Source organism: Corynebacterium sp. TUM25020, assembly GCF_056388495.1.
In genome coordinates this window covers 183401-199564 of sequence record NZ_JBWJFG010000003.1, presented here as the reverse complement: position 1 = coordinate 199564, position 16164 = coordinate 183401, and the positions used below count along the sequence as shown (strand labels likewise).

The window sequence follows — 16164 nt, the reverse complement described above, 5'->3', positions numbered from 1 at the left end:
ATGTCTGACACCGTAACCACCGCACGCGCAACCGCGCGTTTCGTCCGCGTCACTCCGATGAAGGCTCGCCGCGTGATCGACACGATCCGTGGCAAGTCCGTCGAGGACGCCCTGGCGATCCTGAAGTACGCTCCGCAGGCCGCTTCCGAGCCGGTCGCGAAGGTCGTTGCTTCGGCCGCCGCCAACGCCGAGAACAACTTCGGCTTGGATCCGCAGACGCTGGTCATCTCTGAGGCTTACGCCGATGAGGGTCCGACCATGCGCCGTTTCCGTCCCCGCGCCCAGGGTCGTGCTTTCCACGTCCGCAAGCGCACCAGCCACATCACTGTGGTCGTCGAGAGCCAGAAGGGAAGTGCTCAGTAGTGGGCCAGAAAATCCACCCCCACGGCCTCCGGCTGGGTATCACTTCCGAGTGGCGCTCCCGCTGGTACGCCGACAAGCAGTACGCTGACTACCTCGCTGAGGACATCAAGATCCGCGACTTCCTGTCCGAGGGTCTTGACCGCGCCGGCATCGCCGACGTTGTCATCGAGCGCACCCACGACCGGGTTCGCGTTGACATCCACACTGCCCGTCCGGGCATTGTGATCGGCCGTCGTGGCTCCGAGGCTGACCGCATCCGCGGCCAGCTGGAGAAGCTCACCGGCAAGCAGGTTCAGCTGAACATCCTCGAAGTCAAGAACATCGATGCCAACGCACAGCTGGTGGCACAGTCCATCGCTGAGCAGCTGACCAACCGCGTTGCCTTCCGTCGTGCAATGCGCAAGGCAATCCAGGGCGCTATGCGTCAGCCGCAGGTCAAGGGCATCAAGGTTGTTTGCTCCGGTCGCCTGGGCGGCGCGGAGATGGGCCGCACCGAGCGCTACCACGAGGGTCGCGTTCCGCTGCACACCCTCCGCGCTGAGATCGACTACGGCACCTACGAGGCTCACACCACTTTCGGACGCATTGGCGTCAAGGTGTGGATCTACAAGGGTGACGTTGTCGGTGGCCGTCGCGAGAGCCTGATGAATGCACGCGACGAGCGCCCGTCTCGCGGTCGTCGTGAGCGTCCACGTCGCGGTGGCGCACGTCGCCAGCGCGCTGAGCAGAAGCAGGAGGGCTAAGACAAATGCTTATCCCGAAGCGCGTTAAGTACCGTCGCCAGCACCGCCCGACCCGTCGTGGCGTGTCCAAGGGCGGCAACCGCGTAACGTTCGGCGACTACGGCCTGCAGGCCCTGGAGCCGACCTACATCACCAACCGTCAGATCGAGTCCGCTCGTATCGCCATTAACCGCCACATGAAGCGTGGCGGCAAGGTGTGGATCAACATTTTCCCGGACCGTCCGCTGACCCAGAAGCCGCTCGGCGTGCGTATGGGTTCCGGTAAGGGTCCTGTGGAGAAGTGGGTTGCCAACATCAAGCCGGGTCGTATCCTCTTCGAGGCCTCTTACCCGAATGAAGAGGTTGCTCTGGAGGCTCTGCGCCGCGCTGGTAACAAGCTACCCTGCAAGGTTCGCATCGTGAAGAAGGAGGATCAGTTCTAATGGCTACCGGAACTCCGGCACATGAGCTCCGCGAGCTCAACAACGAAGAGCTGACCACCCGCTTGCGTGAGGCGAAGGAAGAACTGTTCAACCTTCGCTTCCAGGCTGCGACCGGCCAGCTGACCAACAACCGTCGTCTGGGTGTTGTCAAGCGCGACATCGCCCGCATCTACACCGTCCTGCGCGAGCGCGAGCTCGGGCTGTCTACCAACCCGGGTGGTGACGCAGCATGAGTGAGGCAACCGTGAATGACAACGCAGCTGTGGAGAACGAGAAGGGCGCCCGCAAGGTTCGCTCCGGATACGTTGTTTCCACCAAGATGAACAAGACCATTGTGGTCGAGCTCGAAGACCGCAAGCAGCACGCACTGTACGGCAAGATCATGCGCCGTAACTCTCGCGTGAAGGTTCACGATGAGAACGAGACCGCCGGCGTAGGCGACCGCGTTCGCATCGAGGAGACCCGCCCGCTGTCCAAGGACAAGCACTTCCGCCTGACCGAGATCATCGAGAAGGCTCGCTAGTCCCAGCAGCTCTGGCAATCCGAGCAGCTTAGGCTGTTTAGATAGTCGTAGAGCTAGACCCTCTGTCGCATATTGTTGCGGCAGGGGGTCTTTCTTGTTTCTTATTGACGCCCACGTGGGTCACTTGGCGCTAGTGCCAGTGGCGCCCTATTTGGTGGCGCGAGGATGTGCAGATGTCGCTAGAACGGGGAATGCGTTAACGACACTGATTTGCAGATTCGCAAAACTGCAGGTCAGGGAATTGCTGCAAATGTCGGAGGCACGCCTGTGCTGACGGATTCCCGTTCTAGCGATATATCGGCCTGCGAGGAGGCGGGTTTGGGGCAGTAGGAGACCAGTAGGAGACCCCGCGCGGCCAGCTCCTTGTGTTGCCGAGGTGCAAATGTCGGAAAAGTTGCAATTTGTTATTGGAAGCGATTTGCACTTTTGTAAAAATGCAGGTCAGAGCGTTTCTAGAGCTTCGCTGAGTTGGGGCCAATTTTCGTTTTGCAACTTTTCCGACATTTGTCCTTCCGAAGTGCAGCTTCTTCGGCACTTGGCGCCACGAGTTGCAATAACTCAGGCATCTCGATGCTGGTGGCTTAGGCGGCTTTGGTGGCTTTGGCGGCTTTGGCAAGCGTGGTGGTCGTGGCGGCTTTGGCGGCGATGGTGGCGGGCGAGGTCCGGGGTTGCAATGGTGGCGGACTAGGTCTGGGGCGCCGCTGGTAATGGCGGCCGAGCGGGAAGGGCGGTAGCTTAAGGTAGGTTATTGTGTGGTTAGCCTAACCTGTGTAAGATGGGTCCGATTGCTGTGTTGGGCGTAGTCCGAGGAGGAAATTAGTCCCTTGAGGCTACGGGTACTTTACAGCACTCTCAAAGAGTCCCTTATGCGTTAGGCTTCTACATGTTTCAAAACAATTCGCTGACTCGTCGTTCGGCATTGAAGGCTGCAGCAGTTCTCACTGCCTCCACCCTCGTCCTTTCCGGATGTGCCCGCGGTGGGGACGACTCGGCGTCGAATAATGAAGGGGCAAGCAATGACCGCATTGCGGCAGTGGGCCTTGGAGACGCTGACACCCTGCTGGCTCTCGGCATCCAGCCAGTCCTGGTAGCGCCGTGGGGTGCTGAAGGGGACGTGGATGCCTCTGGCGTGGGGCCCTGGGCTAAGGAGAAACTCGGTGATAACAAGCCAGAAGCGGTATACGGTACCGCTACCGGCTTCACTGCGGAGATTTTGGAGAAGATCTCGGCTGCCGATCCAGACCAAATCATCGCCGTGAACTCCGCCGTGGACGAACAGGCGAAAAAGGCGCTCAACGACATTGCTCCCACAACTCTGAAGCCGAAGGGCGCAACGGACTGGCAGATTCCCTGGCGTGACCAGGTTACTCAGATCGCAAGTGCCGTAGATAAGGCAGAAGAAGGCGACAAGCTTATTGAGCAGACACAAAAGGCCTTTGACGATTTCCAAAAGCAGCACCCCGAGCTAAAGGGGAAGCGTGCAGCTATCGTCATGCCATACCAGGGAAAGATTGGTCTGTACACGTCCGGTGACGGACGCGGGCAGTTCATTGAGAACTTGGGCTTTAAGATCCCGAAGGAGCTGGAAGGCAATGGCAAAGAGTTCTACCGCGACATTGCACCAGAAAATTACAGCGACCTCAACAACGTGGATTACCTCTTTGTCCTCGACTATCAGGGCGCTGCCGAAACGCTAAAGAAGGATCCGACCTTCAACAAGCTGGAAGTAGTCCAAAAGGACAAAGTGTACTGGCTGGAAGAGAACGTCGGCAACGCCATGAGCATGCCGAACCCGCTGACCATCCCCTGGGCGGTAGACAAGTTCAACGAAGCGGTCCAGCCCTAATTCCGTGCAAAAGCCTCGATCTGTATTCGGTTCGCCCACACTGCCGCTGACTCTCGGTGCGCTGGTGTGCTTGGTGTTGTTGATGGTCGGTTCCCTGTTTCTGGGATCCAGGGGACTTTCCTTTTCTGAAGTGACCACCATCCTTGTGAACGGTCCGCACCCCTCCGCACAATCCAGTGTCAATGCAGAACAATCCGGGATCATTTGGGACTTACGCTTTCCACGTACGCTGTTGGCGGTGGTCACGGGAGCGGCACTAGCAATGGCAGGTGCGATTGCGCAGAGTTGGACGCGCAACCCCCTGGCGGACCCCGGCATTATCGGTGTCAACGCCGGTGCTGGATTTGCAGTAGCCATCGCACTGACTATCGGATGGGCGAACACAGTGGGGCAGCGGGCAGTCATGGGACTCATCGGCGCAGCTCTCTCCGCACTTATCGTGCTGCTGATCTCCCGAGTATCGCGGGATCCACTGACGTTGGTGCTGGTGGGGGTAGGCGTAACTTTCGCCCTCCAAGCGGCGACGAATATGCTGAGCCTTTATTCCTCCGACACCTTGGAAGGGCTGCGCCGCTGGACGGTGGGTTCCACAGCTGGCCGTGGTATGGATGACGTAATCATGGCTGCGATCGGCCTCGCGTTGGGTGCCCTGTGCGCCGCACTGGTGGCTCGCCCTTTGGACTTGATGGCAATGGGGGAGGACTCTGCCCACTCCCTTGGAGTTTCCCCCATGCGCACTCGTCTGCTGGCCGCAGCGGCGGTTGTAGTCCTTGCCGGTTCAGCTACAGCCACAGTGGGGTTGGTAACCTTCGTAGGCTTCGCGGTTCCTCACTTTTTGCGCCCTTTCACCGGCCCGGCACTGACTCGCTTGTTGGTGCCCACCGCCATAGTCGGCGGAGTTGTTGTGCTTTTAGCCGATATTGTCGGTCGCTTCGTACTGCAACCCAATGAGCTGGAAATGTCCATTGTTCTGGCTATCGTCGGCGCACCCGTGATGATTCTGGCGGTGCGGCGTCGAAAAGGGTCCTTGAATTCGGAAGACGTGGGAGTGGCGGTATGAGCAATTCAACGGCCATTCGAAGCATCAAACGTGCGCGACGCATGCGTGTGCTCGCGACCACCTTTGGCTTCGCCCTTATAGCTGCACTGTGCTACTGCCTGATTCTGGGGCAGGGTGCGGTGAAACTCAGCCCAGCGGAAGTGATCGAGGTCCTAACAGGCGGTGGTTCGCGCCAGGCGATCAACGTGGTGTGGGACTTGCGCCTTCCCGTCGCAATTGCCACTGTTCTGGTTGGCGCGGCGCTGGGGCTGGCGGGCTCATGGACTCAGACTATCGCTCGGAATCCACTTGCTAGCCCGGATATCTTGGGCGTCTCGGGCGGTGCTGCAGTGTTGGTCGTTGCCGGTACGGTGTTTGCCCGCCCGGTGTGGAGCGAAACCATACCGACCTTCTGGTGGCGCGCTGCCCTCGCATTGATCGGTGCCCTAGTTATTGTTGTGTTACTCATGCTCCTCGGTGGTTTTGGTACCTCGCAACGCGTAGTGGTCATTGGTCTGGCGTTGTCTTTCCTCACCCAAGCGATGGTGCAGTATCTTCTGCTCCGAGCGGATCTGACCCGCGCGGCGGATGCCCAAACCTGGCTTGCCGGATCCACGGGCTTTGTGCTCACGGAGGCCTTGTTGCCCATGGTGTTGGGTATGTTGCCTTTCGTTCTACTGGGTCTGTCTGTCGCCCGTGATGTTCCTCTGCTTTCTCATGATGACGCCACCGCGGCCACCCTTGGAGTAAACGTCAAAAAGGTGCGCGCGCTGTTGCTTCTTGCTGCAACGGGAATTGTCGCGGTTGTGGTTTCCCTTGTTGGGCCTGTTGGATTTGTGGCGTTATTGGCTCCTCAGGTGGCTAAATTGGTGGCTGCTACTCCTACGCCTCACCCCTTGTGTTCCACCGCTGCAGGCGCTGCTTTGATGGCTGCATGCGCCGTTATAGCGGGTGCTCTGCCGTTCACTGCTCCGGTGGGGTTGGTTACCGCAATCATCGGGGGACCTGCACTGGTGTGGTTGGTATGGCTTTCTGCCCGTCGCGGAACGTTGAAAGGAATGGTTCGATGAAACTTCGCGTCGATCGCGTCTCAGTTGGCTACGAAAACGAATCTCGTATCGTTGAGGACGTCTCCTTCGAGGCACAACCGGGGCAGGTAACTACTCTCCTGGGTCCCAATGGCTGTGGAAAGTCCACGCTGCTTAAAACCCTCTCCAGGTTGCTCACTCCAGCTGCAGGGCACGTGTTTGTCGGGGATAAGGACGTACATCGTTTGGGAGCGCGCGAATCCGCTCAACTTATCGCGCTTCTTCCACAGCATCCGATGTGCCCGGCGGGGTTGACTGTGGGAGAACTCGTGGAGCGCGGACGTCACCCTTACCGCCGAGCGCTATGGGGTGGGGGAATGTCGGCGTCACAAGATAAGAAGAAGGTTCGGGAAGCGCTGGAGAAAACAGCGACCATCAACCTCGTCAATCGCGATGTGGCGGAGCTGTCTGGAGGACAGCGACAGCGCGTTTGGATGGCTATGGTGTTAGCCCAAGACACGCCAGTTGTGTTGTTGGACGAGCCGACGACCTACCTGGATCCGGCACATGCGATGGAGATCCTAGGGATCGTGCGTGAACTAGCCCATGAGGGCAAGACGGTCGTGACAGTGTTGCATGACCTCAGTCTGGCCGGCAGCTTTAGCGACACGATGATCGTGATGAAAGACGGGAAAAAGATCGTTCAGGGCGCGCCGGAAGAGGCTTTGACGGCTGATGTTTTACGTGAGGCATATGGTCTATGCGCCGAGGTGTGGGAGGATCCGCGTGGCACGGCTCCGATCATCGTGCCGCGGGGGATAGCGGGCAAATAACCGCATCGCTTAAGGTCGCGCTTTGCCGAGGAACCAATATGGACACCATTGCACAGATTCACTGGGTAGCTTCCAGGTGCTAATTGCGTGACGGCGTACTTGCTTGCAGAGGTTTCCCTCGCCCGCGACCCAGACGCACTTTGACTGCGTTGCAGGGTGCTGAGAATGGTCAAGCCCTCTCAAATGCGCAATGGTGGTTTCGCTAAATTTCTCAGAAGGGGCGAACAGGAGGTCGAGGCTGCCCAATTCATCTTCCCAGTTGGGGTTGAGCAATGGTTCTAGGTCATTGGGGCTCTCGGCAATCATGCGGACATGCATGTCTTTCAATTGATCCGGTGCGAATGCGTGGGTGTACTCCAGAATTGCGCGCACTGAGGGTGCTGCGGACGGATCGGCGATCAAGGTTTGGGAGCGTCGCCCGCGATGCCATAGCCCCTGGCAGGTCCAGATCGCCACCTGATCGCCGGTTTGGGCACTCAAAACCCAGCGGAGACCAGGGCCGATGTTTTCATGGCTGGGGGTGGTGACGCCATGCGTCACCACGTCAAAAGTCAGTTGTCCAGCCACAGGATTCAGCGAGCGGACGGTGTACCACCGCAGGTGAGGACGTAGCTCATCTGGCATGGCAGCTACGCTGGCGCGAATATTTGCGCCGCCGGCATGAATTGGTAAATGTAGCTTGCCGCTGGCCACTTGCGGCATAAAGAGCCCGAAGAATTCATCTGGGCCGGAGAGTTTGAAACCAACTAGTTCCGGGGATTCGATGACAATGCGGCGGAGGTGTTGGGCGGGAGCGCTGACGTGGCACACTGTGGCGCGGATGATGTGGTGCTTAGGTTCGCTGGGTGCCACAACGAGTTCATGATCGACGAACACTGAGCGATAAGCGTCGCTTGCGGTTGAGGGGTCCAATACGAGCTGCTGCAGTGCCATAGTAAAAGTGAGCCTACCCTAACCTCATATAGGGTGGCAAAGGGGAAGGGAGGCGGAGGAGGGGCAGGATCGTAGAGATCTTAGGGATAGCAAAAGCACCCCGCGGCGATCGTGTATCGCCGTGGGGTGCTTGAGGTTAACGGCCAACCAAACTAATGGGTGACTGGAACCTGTGCTCTAGTAGAACGAAGAGGTTCTTACTTGAACAGGTTCGGAACCTTCTGGAAGTTGTTAGCCAGGGCGATGATGCCTGCAACCAGAGAGCCGATGGTGGTGATCAGGGTAACGACGGTTGTGAGCTTCTTCAGGCCAGAGGTGTTTTCGTCCCAACCGAAGAACTTGTCAGCGGAGCCAGCCAGCTCGGACTTGCCCTCGTCCTTCTTATCGCCGCTATCGTCCTTCTTATTCTCGTCCTTCTTTTCGCCGTTCTGGGTGCCCTGGCCAGCGGAGCTGGAATTGGTGGCGGGCTCCTCAGCTACAGCGGTAGCGGTGCCAGCAACAGTAACGGTAGCGGCGGTGGTCAGAGCTAGCAGAGACTTCTTGAGCTTCATGTGTATAAACCTCACTTAAAAAAGTTGGTGTGTCGGCCTTAAACCGGCCTTGGGTACGCAACGTAACGTAGCACGACTGTTGCCTGTGTGCACAGTGTCAATCTGTTGCCTAGCAGCTGTGGTTGCTGCGGAAATATTGCAATCTCCGCTGGAGAAGACCGCTTAGGTGCCCAAGGAGATTTTGAAGCCTTGCGATCCCTGTCGTCCTCTAGGCACGTTTTAAAAATGGGGAGATAGTTCAGTTTTCACTAATATCCCCATGTGGATGCGGTGATTTTCCGCAGTCTCAAGTGCAGGGGTTGCAAGATAGTGCAATATGAGCAAGAGCCCTGTTGAGGCGCATATCACACTCACATCACGCTGAGGATGAGGTGGCGTCAAAAGGTATAGAGAACTACCGTCGGGGGTGGGTTGAGCTACCCCCGCCGGAATAAATGGCGCCCCACGGGGCAAATCTCTGATACGGCGATTTTGTTAGCTGAGGGCGCGTGTGGAACAATATTCCAGTTGCCGAAAGGTGCAGTGTGCTCGAGTGTGTGCTCGCAATGTGCATTCATGAAGAGCCTGGCGCTTTAACCGGCACAGACCGCGTGCGCGAGGGTCGGTAATCCCACGCACGATACGCAAAAATTCTAGGTCAAATTAGGAGACTCAAGTGATTCAGCAAGAATCGCGTCTGCGAGTTGCCGACAACACCGGTGCCCGGGAAATCCTGGTCATCCGTCCGCTCGGTGGTTCCGTTCGACGCTCCGCTGGTATCGGTGATGTCGTCGTAGCAACTGTTAAGGAAGCTACCCCGGGCGGCACCGTGAAGGCTGGCGACATTGTTAAGGCTGTCATCGTCCGCGCTAAGAAGGAGACCCGTCGTCCGGACGGCTCCTACATCGCATTCGATGAGAACGCTGCTGTCATCATCAAGGCAAACGACAACGATCCCCGCGGCACCCGTATCTTCGGCCCGGTCGCACGTGAGCTTCGCGACAAGAAGTTCATGAAGATCGTTTCCCTGGCTCCGGAGGTGCTCTAAATGAAGATCCGTAAGGGCGACACCGTACTGGTTATCTCCGGCCCGGACAAGGGCGCCAAGGGCAAGGTTATTGAGGCCTACCCGCAGCGCGACAAGGTCCTGGTCGAGGGCGTCAACCGAATCAAGAAGCACGTTGCAAACTCCGCTCCAGAGCGCGGCGCTGAGTCCGGCGGCATCGTTACCCAGGAAGCTCCGATCCACGTTTCTAACGTGATGGTCGTTGACTCCGACGGCAACCCGACCCGTATCGGCTACCGCTTCGACGAAGACGGTAAGAAGATCCGCGTGTCCAAGCGCAACGGGAAGGACATCTAACGATGAGCGAAAACTACACCCCACGTTTGAAGACTCGCTACCGTGAGGAAATCCGCGAGAAGCTGAACGGCGAGTTCAGCTACGAGAACGTCATGCAGATCCCGGGCGTCACCAAGGTTGTCGTCAACATGGGCGTCGGCGACGCAGCTCGCGATTCCAAGCTGATCAACGGTGCAATCGAGGACCTGACCAAGATCACCGGTCAGAAGCCGCAGATCCGTACCGCGAAGAAGGCAATCGCTAACTTCAAGCTGCGTGAAGGCATGCCCATCGGCGCCCGCGTAACCCTGCGCGGCGACCGCATGTGGGAGTTCCTGGATCGTCTGCTGACCGTCGCACTGCCGCGTATTCGTGACTTCCGCGGTCTGAACGACAAGCAGTTTGACGGCCACGGTAACTACACCTTCGGCCTGACTGAGCAGTCCATGTTCTATGAAATCGACGTCGACAAGATCGATCGTCCGCGTGGTATGAACATCACCGTTGTTACCACTGCAACCAACGACGATGAAGGCCGTGCACTGCTGCGCGAGCTGGGCTTCCCGTTCAAGTAAGAGCGAGCTGCTGAGTACAGCAGCATAGCAAGCCAAAACCCCGCTTCCCCCGAGAAATCTCGGGATAGGGAAGCGGGGTTCGTTGTTTATGTCGTGGTTCCAGGTTATTTACTTGGAGCCCGGGAACCCGGTGAAGGTCTTGACGATCTTGCCGATGAAGCCCAGAACGTCCTCGATCTTCTTCAGGGTGGAGGTGGAGTCATCCCAACCCAGCAGCTTGTCAACGGAGCCCTTCAGCTTCTGACCCTGCTCGCTGTCAGCGGAACCCTCAGCAGGCTTGGTCTCGTTGTTGTTCTCGTCGGCTGGCTTGGTCTCGTCCTCGGCAGCGCCTTCTTCAGCAGCGTTCTCGTCTGCGTTCTCCTCAGCAGCCGGCTTGGTGTCGGTCTCGTTGGAGTTCTCGGTAGCTGCGGTGACCGGAGCCTCCGGTGCTTCTTCAGCGACGGCAGCCGGGATACCAGCCATTGCTACGGAGGATGCTGCGGCCAGGGTGATGAGGGACTTCTTGAACTTCAAAGAATTTTCCTTCCATGAGGGGTGTATAGAACTGCGATTGTGCCGAGTCAACTGCGATTGATTGCGGCGCAAATAGTCTCGTACTTTGAGTACGTACAACATGTGTAGTGAATCACCAATCAACTTTTCAAGGCGTTACTCGCATTTGTGATACATCTCACGTAACGCCTTGTTTTCGCAGTTTAAAGCTAAGAGAAGATATGACATATCGCTTATTGGGTGTTCAGGAGTAGCATATTGGCTACTTATTTTGCGCTCCGTGGTGTCAAGGGCTGTGAGACCTTAGGTTCTGAATCTAGGGGCGTCATTTCCTCAACAGCGATTTGGGTAAACATGCAGGTGGTTGCTAGAGTTATCTGGTCTTGCGTTGCCTCATGCCTGAAAGACTGGCTCAGCAACGTGAGCAGTGTAAACATCAAACCACTTTGTTGTAGGCCCCTCGCCCAATAGAGCGGCCGCGCGGACACGGCGGCGAGCACCCCACGTTATTTAGCATGGGGCGCGCTAGTAGCCAGCAAGCGCGCGGTACACGCAGTCTGGGTGGGTTGGGAACCGCAATGAGAAAGGCTATGGGTCAAAACTTATGACCATGACTGATCCCATCGCGGACATGCTGTCCCGCGTGCGGAACGCGTCAAACGCGTTCCATGATTCCGTCTCCATGCCTTCTTCCAAGATCAAGGCGAACATCGCTGAGATCCTCAAGGAGGAGGGTTACATTGCTGACTTCACCGTCACCGACGCCAAGGTTGGCAAGACACTGGACATTGAGCTGAAGTACGGCCCGTCCCGCGAGCGTTCTATCTCCGGGCTGCGTCGTGTTTCTAAGCCGGGTCTTCGTGTGTACGCAAAGTCCAACGAGCTGCCACAGGTCCTCGGCGGCCTGGGTGTGGCCATCATTTCCACGTCCCACGGTCTGCTGACCGACCGTGAGGCACAGAACAAGGGTGTGGGCGGAGAAGTTCTCGCCTACGTCTGGTAACTAGAGGAGGTCTAAACCATGTCTCGTGTTGGCAAGGCACCGGTGGCTGTCCCCTCTGGCGTCACCATCAACATCAACGGCCAGTCTGTCGAGGTTAAGGGTCCGAAGGGCACCCTGAGCCAGGACATTCCGGCTCCGATCACCGTGGTGCAGGAAGGCGAGGAGATCCTCGTTTCCCGCCCGGATGATCACCGCAAGAATCGTTCCCTGCACGGCCTGTCCCGTTCCCTGGTCTTCAACATGATCGAGGGCGTGACGAAGGGCTACACCATCAAGATGGAAATCTTCGGTGTTGGTTACCGTGTGCAGCTCAAGGGCAAGAACCTGGAGTTCGCGCTGGGCTACTCCCACCCTGTGCTGATTGAGGCACCGGAGGGCATCACCTTCGCCGTGGATGGCAACACCAAGTTCTCCATCACTGGTATCGACAAGCAGCAGGTCGGACAGATCGCCGCGAACATCCGTCGTCTGCGTAAGGACGATCCTTACAAGGGCAAGGGCATTCGCTACGAGGGCGAGCAGGTCCGTCGCAAGGTCGGAAAGACGGGTAAGTAATGAGCAACACTGCACAAAACGAAAAGCGTCTGCCGGTGGGCAAGGACATCTCCACCCGCCGCCGCACTGCACGCGCACGTCGTCACTTCCGTATCCGCAAGAACCTCTCCGGTACCCCGGAGACCCCGCGTCTGGTTATTCACCGCACCTCTCGCCACATGCACGCACAGGTCATCGACGATGTTGCAGGCCACACCCTGGTCGCAGCTTCTACGATGGAAGCAGATGTACGTGCCATGGAGGGCGACAAGAAGGCACGCGGTGCGAAGGTTGGCCAGCTGATCGCCGAGCGCGCCAAGGCCGCTGGCATCGAGGCTGTTGTCTTCGACCGCGCAGGCTACAAGTACCACGGCCGCGTTGCCGCTTTGGCTGACGCTGCCCGCGAAGGTGGTCTGAAGTTCTAATGACCAACTCCACGAACAACACCAACGGAAGGAACGCGTGATGTCGGGACGTGAACGTAACGGCGGACGCTCCGCCGAGAACAACGACAAGAACGAGCGCAACGAGCGTAACAACCGCAACGATCGCAACAACGACCGTGGCGGACGTAACGATCGTCGCAACCAGCAGGATGAGCGCAGCCAGTTCATCGAGCGCGTGGTTACCATTAACCGCGTCTCGAAGGTTGTAAAGGGCGGTCGCCGCTTCAGCTTCACCGCGCTGGTTATCGTCGGCGACGGCCAGGGCATGGTCGGCGTCGGCTACGGCAAGGCTAAGGAAGTTCCTGCCGCTATCCAGAAGGGCGCTGAAGAGGCTCGTAAGAACTTCTTCCGCGTTCCGATGATCAACGGCACCATCACTCACCCGGTTCAGGGTGAGGATGCTGCAGGCATCGTCATGATGAAGCCTGCTGCCCCTGGTACCGGTGTGATCGCCGGTGGCGCTGTCCGCCCGGTGCTAGAGTGCGCCGGCGTGCAGGACATCCTGTCGAAGTCCCTGGGCTCCGACAACGCCATCAACATTGTCCACGCAACCGTCGCTGGCCTGAAGCAGCTGGTGCGTCCGGAAGAGGTTGCCGCACGTCGTGGCAAGTCCCTGGACGAGGTTGCTCCGGCCGCTATGCTGCGCGCACGTGCAGCAGGACAGGGGGCATAAGAAATGGCTTTGAAGATTACCCAGACCAAGGGCTTGGTCGGAACCAAGCCGAAGCAGCGCAATTCCATGCGCTCTCTCGGCCTGAAGCGCATTGGCCAGTCGGTTGTCCGTGAGGATAGCCCGATCGTTCGTGGCCAGATCAACGTTGTGCGCCACATGGTCGAGGTCGAAGAAGTGGCAGGAGAGTAAACATGAGCGATCCAATTAAGCTCCACGACCTCCGCCCCGCTCCGGGCGCCAAGAAGTCCAAGACCCGCGTTGGTCGTGGTGAGGCATCCAAGGGTAAGACCGCAGGTCGTGGTACCAAGGGCACCAAGGCTCGTAAGCAGGTATCGGCAGCATTCGAAGGTGGCCAGATGCCACTGCACATGCGTCTGCCTAAGCTGAAGGGCTTCCGCAACCCCGCCAAGATCACCTACCAGGTGGTTAACGTGGCTGACCTGGAGAAGGCTTTCTCCAAGGGTGGCGACGTCACCGTTGCAGACATCGTCGCTGCTGGCCTGGCTCGTAAGAACCAGCCGGTGAAGATCCTGGGCAACGGCGAAATCAGCGTGAAGCTGAACGTCACCGCTAACAAGTTCTCGGGCTCTGCAAAGCAGAAGATCGAGGCTGCCGGTGGCACCGTCACCGAGGCTAAGTAAGACTAGACAAGTTCTAATCAGACTTAGTTACTAACAATCGCCCTGTCGGCACGTAATGTGCTGGCAGGGCGATTTTTTTGGGGGCGAAGCGCAGTGGTGGGGAAGTGCCATTTGAAATAGCGCTTGTGGTAGGTGGTAGAGTGTCCTAAGCATTTGTCCTGTCTGCTAACCTGTACAGGTTGCAATTAGTGTCGCCTCACCGCGGGCGTATCTTGAAGTGCAGGTGCGCTAGCCAGTAGATCCCGCACTACGGAAAGAAACTACACAGGAGGCAAAGTTTGTCCGCCATCTCCTCGGCGTTCAAGAACGCAGATCTTCGTAAGAAGATCTTGTTCTCCCTTGCGATGATCATCCTCTATCGCATTGGCGCCCAGATCCCCACCCCAGGCGTGGATTACGGCTCGATTCAAGCGCAGATCAAGGGTCTGACCGATAACTCGGCCATGTACTCCCTGATCAACCTGTTTTCGGGCGGTGCGCTGCTGAAGCTTTCTGTCTTCGCCGTCGGCATTATGCCGTACATCACCGCGTCCATTATCGTTCAGCTGCTCACAGTGGTGATCCCGAAGTTTGAACAGCTGAAGAAGGAAGGCCAGTCCGGCCAGGCGAAGATGACGGAGTACACCCGTTATCTCACTGTGGCTCTCGCACTGCTGCAGTCCGCCGGCATCGTGGCGCTGGCGGATCGGCGCCAGCTACTGGGGCAAGGTGTGCAGGTGCTTAAGGAAGATACCGGTATCTTCGGCCTCGTCACCATGGTGATGATTATGACCTCCGGTGCGGTGCTGCTGATGTGGATCGGTGAGCTCATCACCGACCGTGGTATCGGCAACGGCATGTCCCTGCTGATCTTCGCGGGTATCGCAACGTCGCTTCCGGCACAGGGTGCATCAATCTTCTCCGGCTCCGGCGGCTTCGTCTTCGCCGGTGTCGTCGTTGGCGTTCTGATCCTGGTTGTCGGCGTGGTCTTTATCGAGCAGGGTCAGCGCCGCATCCCCGTTCAGTACGCAAAGCGCATGATTGGCCGCCGCCAGTACGGTGAGACTTCCACCTACCTGCCGCTGAAGGTTAACCAGGCCGGCGTTATCCCCGTGATTTTCGCCTCCTCACTGCTGACCGTTCCGATCCTCATTACCCAGATCATCCAGTCCGGCAACCCACAGGCCGCCGGGCAGGACAACTGGTGGAACCGTAACGTCATGGCGGTACTGTCGAACCCGGCCGCCTGGCAGTACATCCTGGTTTACGTCGGCCTAATCATCTTCTTCTCCTTCTTCTACGTCTCTGTGCAGTATGACCCGTACGATCAGGCAGACAACATGAAGAAGTACGGTGGCTTCATTCCGGGCATCCGCCCGGGCCGTCCGACTGCGGAGTACCTTGGATATGTGATGAACCGTCTGCTGATCGTCGGTTCCATCTACCTGGCCGCTATCGCCGCCCTGCCGAACATCTTGATCAACATGGGTGTGCAGACGGCACAGGCCGGCGGACAGGGACAGATGCCATTTGGTGGTACCGCTATCCTGATTCTGGTGTCTGTGGCTCTGACCACGATCAAGCAACTCGAATCGCAAGTCATGCAGTCTAACTACGAAGGATTCCTGAAATGAGACTAGTTCTGCTCGGCCCTCCCGGCGCTGGTAAGGGCACCCAAGCATCCCTGCTGTCCGACTCTCTGAAGATCCCGCACATCTCCACCGGCGATCTGTTCCGCGCCAACATCTCCCAGGGCACCGAACTGGGCAAGCAGGCACAGGAGTACATGGATGCAGGCAAGCTGGTTCCCACCTCTGTCACCGCTGACATGGTTCGCGACCGCCTGAACCAGGAAGATGCTGCCAAGGGCTTCCTGCTGGATGGCTTCCCCCGCACCATCGAGCAGGCAGAGCTGCTGGAGGAGATGCTGCAGGACGACGGCCACTCCCTGGATGCCGTAATCAACTACGTTGTCTCCGAGGACGTTGTCGTCGACCGCATGCTGGCCCGCGGCCGCAACGACGATAACGAGGAAACGATCCGCACCCGCCTGGAGGTCTACCGCAACGAGACCGCTCCGCTGATCGACCACTACAAGGACATCCTGTTGAACATCGACGCAGAGGGCACCGTGGAGGATATCTCCACCACCACGCTGAACGCGCTGGACAAGTAAACTCCACGCAATCGCGCATCCCGCCAGCCGGTCCCACACGGTC

Annotated in this window: 23 protein-coding genes; 20 read left to right on the top strand and 3 right to left on the bottom strand. The window is 58.2% G+C overall.

Annotated features, from left to right (window positions below):
- The 9 genes from rplV to AC05K6_RS05375 all read left to right on the top strand — a co-directional run bounded on the left by rplV (position 1) and on the right by AC05K6_RS05375 (position 6797).
- Positions 1 to 363 carry a 50S ribosomal protein L22 gene (rplV, locus tag AC05K6_RS05415; protein ID WP_111711900.1) on the top strand — a complete coding sequence of 121 codons (363 nt, stop codon included), beginning with the start codon at positions 1 to 3 and terminating at the stop codon, positions 361 to 363.
- Positions 363 to 1106, top strand: a complete 744-nt coding sequence (gene rpsC / locus AC05K6_RS05410; protein WP_035012120.1) for a 30S ribosomal protein S3 — start codon at positions 363 to 365, stop codon at positions 1104 to 1106. The genes rplV and rpsC overlap by 1 nt, the downstream gene beginning before the upstream one ends.
- Before the next feature lie 5 nt (positions 1107 to 1111).
- The gene (gene rplP / locus AC05K6_RS05405; RefSeq protein ID WP_005291957.1) at positions 1112 to 1528 is read left to right on the top strand and encodes a 50S ribosomal protein L16; all 417 of its coding nucleotides are present in this window, start codon (positions 1112 to 1114) and stop codon (positions 1526 to 1528) included.
- Entirely contained in the window at positions 1528 to 1761 is a 234-nt protein-coding gene (gene rpmC / locus AC05K6_RS05400; protein WP_005291954.1) for a 50S ribosomal protein L29, read from the top strand. The genes rplP and rpmC overlap by 1 nt, the downstream gene beginning before the upstream one ends.
- Positions 1758 to 2051 (top strand): 30S ribosomal protein S17, encoded by a 294-nt coding sequence (gene rpsQ, locus AC05K6_RS05395; protein ID WP_005291953.1) that lies wholly within the window; start codon positions 1758 to 1760, stop codon positions 2049 to 2051. Before rpmC ends, rpsQ begins: the two co-directional genes overlap by 4 nt.
- 883 nt (positions 2052 to 2934) lie before the next feature.
- Positions 2935 to 3897: an iron-siderophore ABC transporter substrate-binding protein gene (locus AC05K6_RS05390; protein ID WP_476727978.1), complete on the top strand. Its 963-nt coding sequence runs from the start codon at positions 2935 to 2937 to the stop codon at positions 3895 to 3897.
- 82 nt (positions 3898 to 3979) lie between these two features.
- Positions 3980 to 4957, top strand: a complete 978-nt coding sequence (locus tag AC05K6_RS05385) for a FecCD family ABC transporter permease (RefSeq protein WP_476728036.1) — start codon at positions 3980 to 3982, stop codon at positions 4955 to 4957.
- Entirely contained in the window at positions 4954 to 6006 is a 1053-nt protein-coding gene (locus AC05K6_RS05380) for a FecCD family ABC transporter permease (RefSeq protein WP_476727977.1), read from the top strand. Before AC05K6_RS05385 ends, AC05K6_RS05380 begins: the two co-directional genes overlap by 4 nt.
- A complete protein-coding gene (locus tag AC05K6_RS05375; protein WP_476727976.1) occupies positions 6003 to 6797 on the top strand; it encodes an ABC transporter ATP-binding protein in 795 nt (264 codons plus the stop codon). Before AC05K6_RS05380 ends, AC05K6_RS05375 begins: the two co-directional genes overlap by 4 nt.
- Positions 6798 to 6806: 9 nt before the next feature.
- Here the strand turns inward: AC05K6_RS05375 and AC05K6_RS05370 are convergent, their stop codons facing one another.
- Positions 6807 to 7730: a siderophore-interacting protein gene (locus tag AC05K6_RS05370; protein WP_476727975.1), complete on the bottom strand. Its 924-nt coding sequence runs from the start codon at positions 7728 to 7730 to the stop codon at positions 6807 to 6809.
- A 197-nt stretch (positions 7731 to 7927) separates the two neighbouring features.
- Complete coding sequence (locus tag AC05K6_RS05365; protein ID WP_476727974.1) at positions 7928 to 8281, bottom strand: hypothetical protein; 354 nt, start codon at positions 8279 to 8281, stop codon at positions 7928 to 7930.
- Between the two features lie 655 nt (positions 8282 to 8936).
- Here AC05K6_RS05365 and rplN point away from each other — a divergent pair.
- From rplN to rplE, 3 genes are read left to right on the top strand one after another with little or no spacing between them, the layout of a single operon-like run.
- The gene (rplN, locus tag AC05K6_RS05360; RefSeq protein WP_293791601.1) at positions 8937 to 9308 is read left to right on the top strand and encodes a 50S ribosomal protein L14; all 372 of its coding nucleotides are present in this window, start codon (positions 8937 to 8939) and stop codon (positions 9306 to 9308) included.
- A complete protein-coding gene (gene rplX, locus AC05K6_RS05355) occupies positions 9309 to 9623 on the top strand; it encodes a 50S ribosomal protein L24 (RefSeq protein ID WP_005291939.1) in 315 nt (104 codons plus the stop codon). It abuts the gene before it with no gap.
- Between the two features lie 2 nt (positions 9624 to 9625).
- Positions 9626 to 10177 carry a 50S ribosomal protein L5 gene (gene rplE / locus AC05K6_RS05350; RefSeq protein WP_293791600.1) on the top strand — a complete coding sequence of 184 codons (552 nt, stop codon included), beginning with the start codon at positions 9626 to 9628 and terminating at the stop codon, positions 10175 to 10177.
- 108 nt (positions 10178 to 10285) lie between these two features.
- On the opposite strand, the gene AC05K6_RS05345 is transcribed toward rplE, so the two are convergent.
- A complete protein-coding gene (locus AC05K6_RS05345) occupies positions 10286 to 10690 on the bottom strand; it encodes a hypothetical protein (protein ID WP_293791599.1) in 405 nt (134 codons plus the stop codon).
- A gap of 583 nt (positions 10691 to 11273) precedes the next feature.
- On the opposite strand from AC05K6_RS05345, the gene rpsH reads away from it, so the two are divergent.
- The 8 genes from rpsH (at position 11274) to AC05K6_RS05305 (ending at position 16121) form a co-directional block, all read left to right on the top strand.
- Positions 11274 to 11672 carry a 30S ribosomal protein S8 gene (gene rpsH / locus AC05K6_RS05340; RefSeq protein WP_293791597.1) on the top strand — a complete coding sequence of 133 codons (399 nt, stop codon included), beginning with the start codon at positions 11274 to 11276 and terminating at the stop codon, positions 11670 to 11672.
- An 18-nt stretch (positions 11673 to 11690) separates the two neighbouring features.
- Positions 11691 to 12227, top strand: a complete 537-nt coding sequence (gene rplF, locus AC05K6_RS05335) for a 50S ribosomal protein L6 (RefSeq protein WP_293791596.1) — start codon at positions 11691 to 11693, stop codon at positions 12225 to 12227.
- On the top strand, positions 12227 to 12631 hold the full coding sequence (rplR, locus tag AC05K6_RS05330; RefSeq protein ID WP_293791595.1) for a 50S ribosomal protein L18: 405 nt from the start codon (positions 12227 to 12229) through the stop codon (positions 12629 to 12631). Before rplF ends, rplR begins: the two co-directional genes overlap by 1 nt.
- Before the next feature lie 40 nt (positions 12632 to 12671).
- On the top strand, positions 12672 to 13325 hold the full coding sequence (gene rpsE, locus AC05K6_RS05325; RefSeq protein ID WP_293791594.1) for a 30S ribosomal protein S5: 654 nt from the start codon (positions 12672 to 12674) through the stop codon (positions 13323 to 13325).
- A 3-nt stretch (positions 13326 to 13328) separates the two neighbouring features.
- Entirely contained in the window at positions 13329 to 13514 is a 186-nt protein-coding gene (gene rpmD / locus AC05K6_RS05320; protein ID WP_293791593.1) for a 50S ribosomal protein L30, read from the top strand.
- 2 nt (positions 13515 to 13516) lie between these two features.
- On the top strand, positions 13517 to 13966 hold the full coding sequence (rplO, locus tag AC05K6_RS05315; RefSeq protein ID WP_005291915.1) for a 50S ribosomal protein L15: 450 nt from the start codon (positions 13517 to 13519) through the stop codon (positions 13964 to 13966).
- Between the two features lie 278 nt (positions 13967 to 14244).
- Positions 14245 to 15579: a preprotein translocase subunit SecY gene (secY, locus tag AC05K6_RS05310; protein WP_476727973.1), complete on the top strand. Its 1335-nt coding sequence runs from the start codon at positions 14245 to 14247 to the stop codon at positions 15577 to 15579.
- Positions 15576 to 16121, top strand: a complete 546-nt coding sequence (locus AC05K6_RS05305; protein ID WP_476727972.1) for an adenylate kinase — start codon at positions 15576 to 15578, stop codon at positions 16119 to 16121. Before secY ends, AC05K6_RS05305 begins: the two co-directional genes overlap by 4 nt.
- The last annotated feature ends 43 nt before the right edge of the window (positions 16122 to 16164 follow it).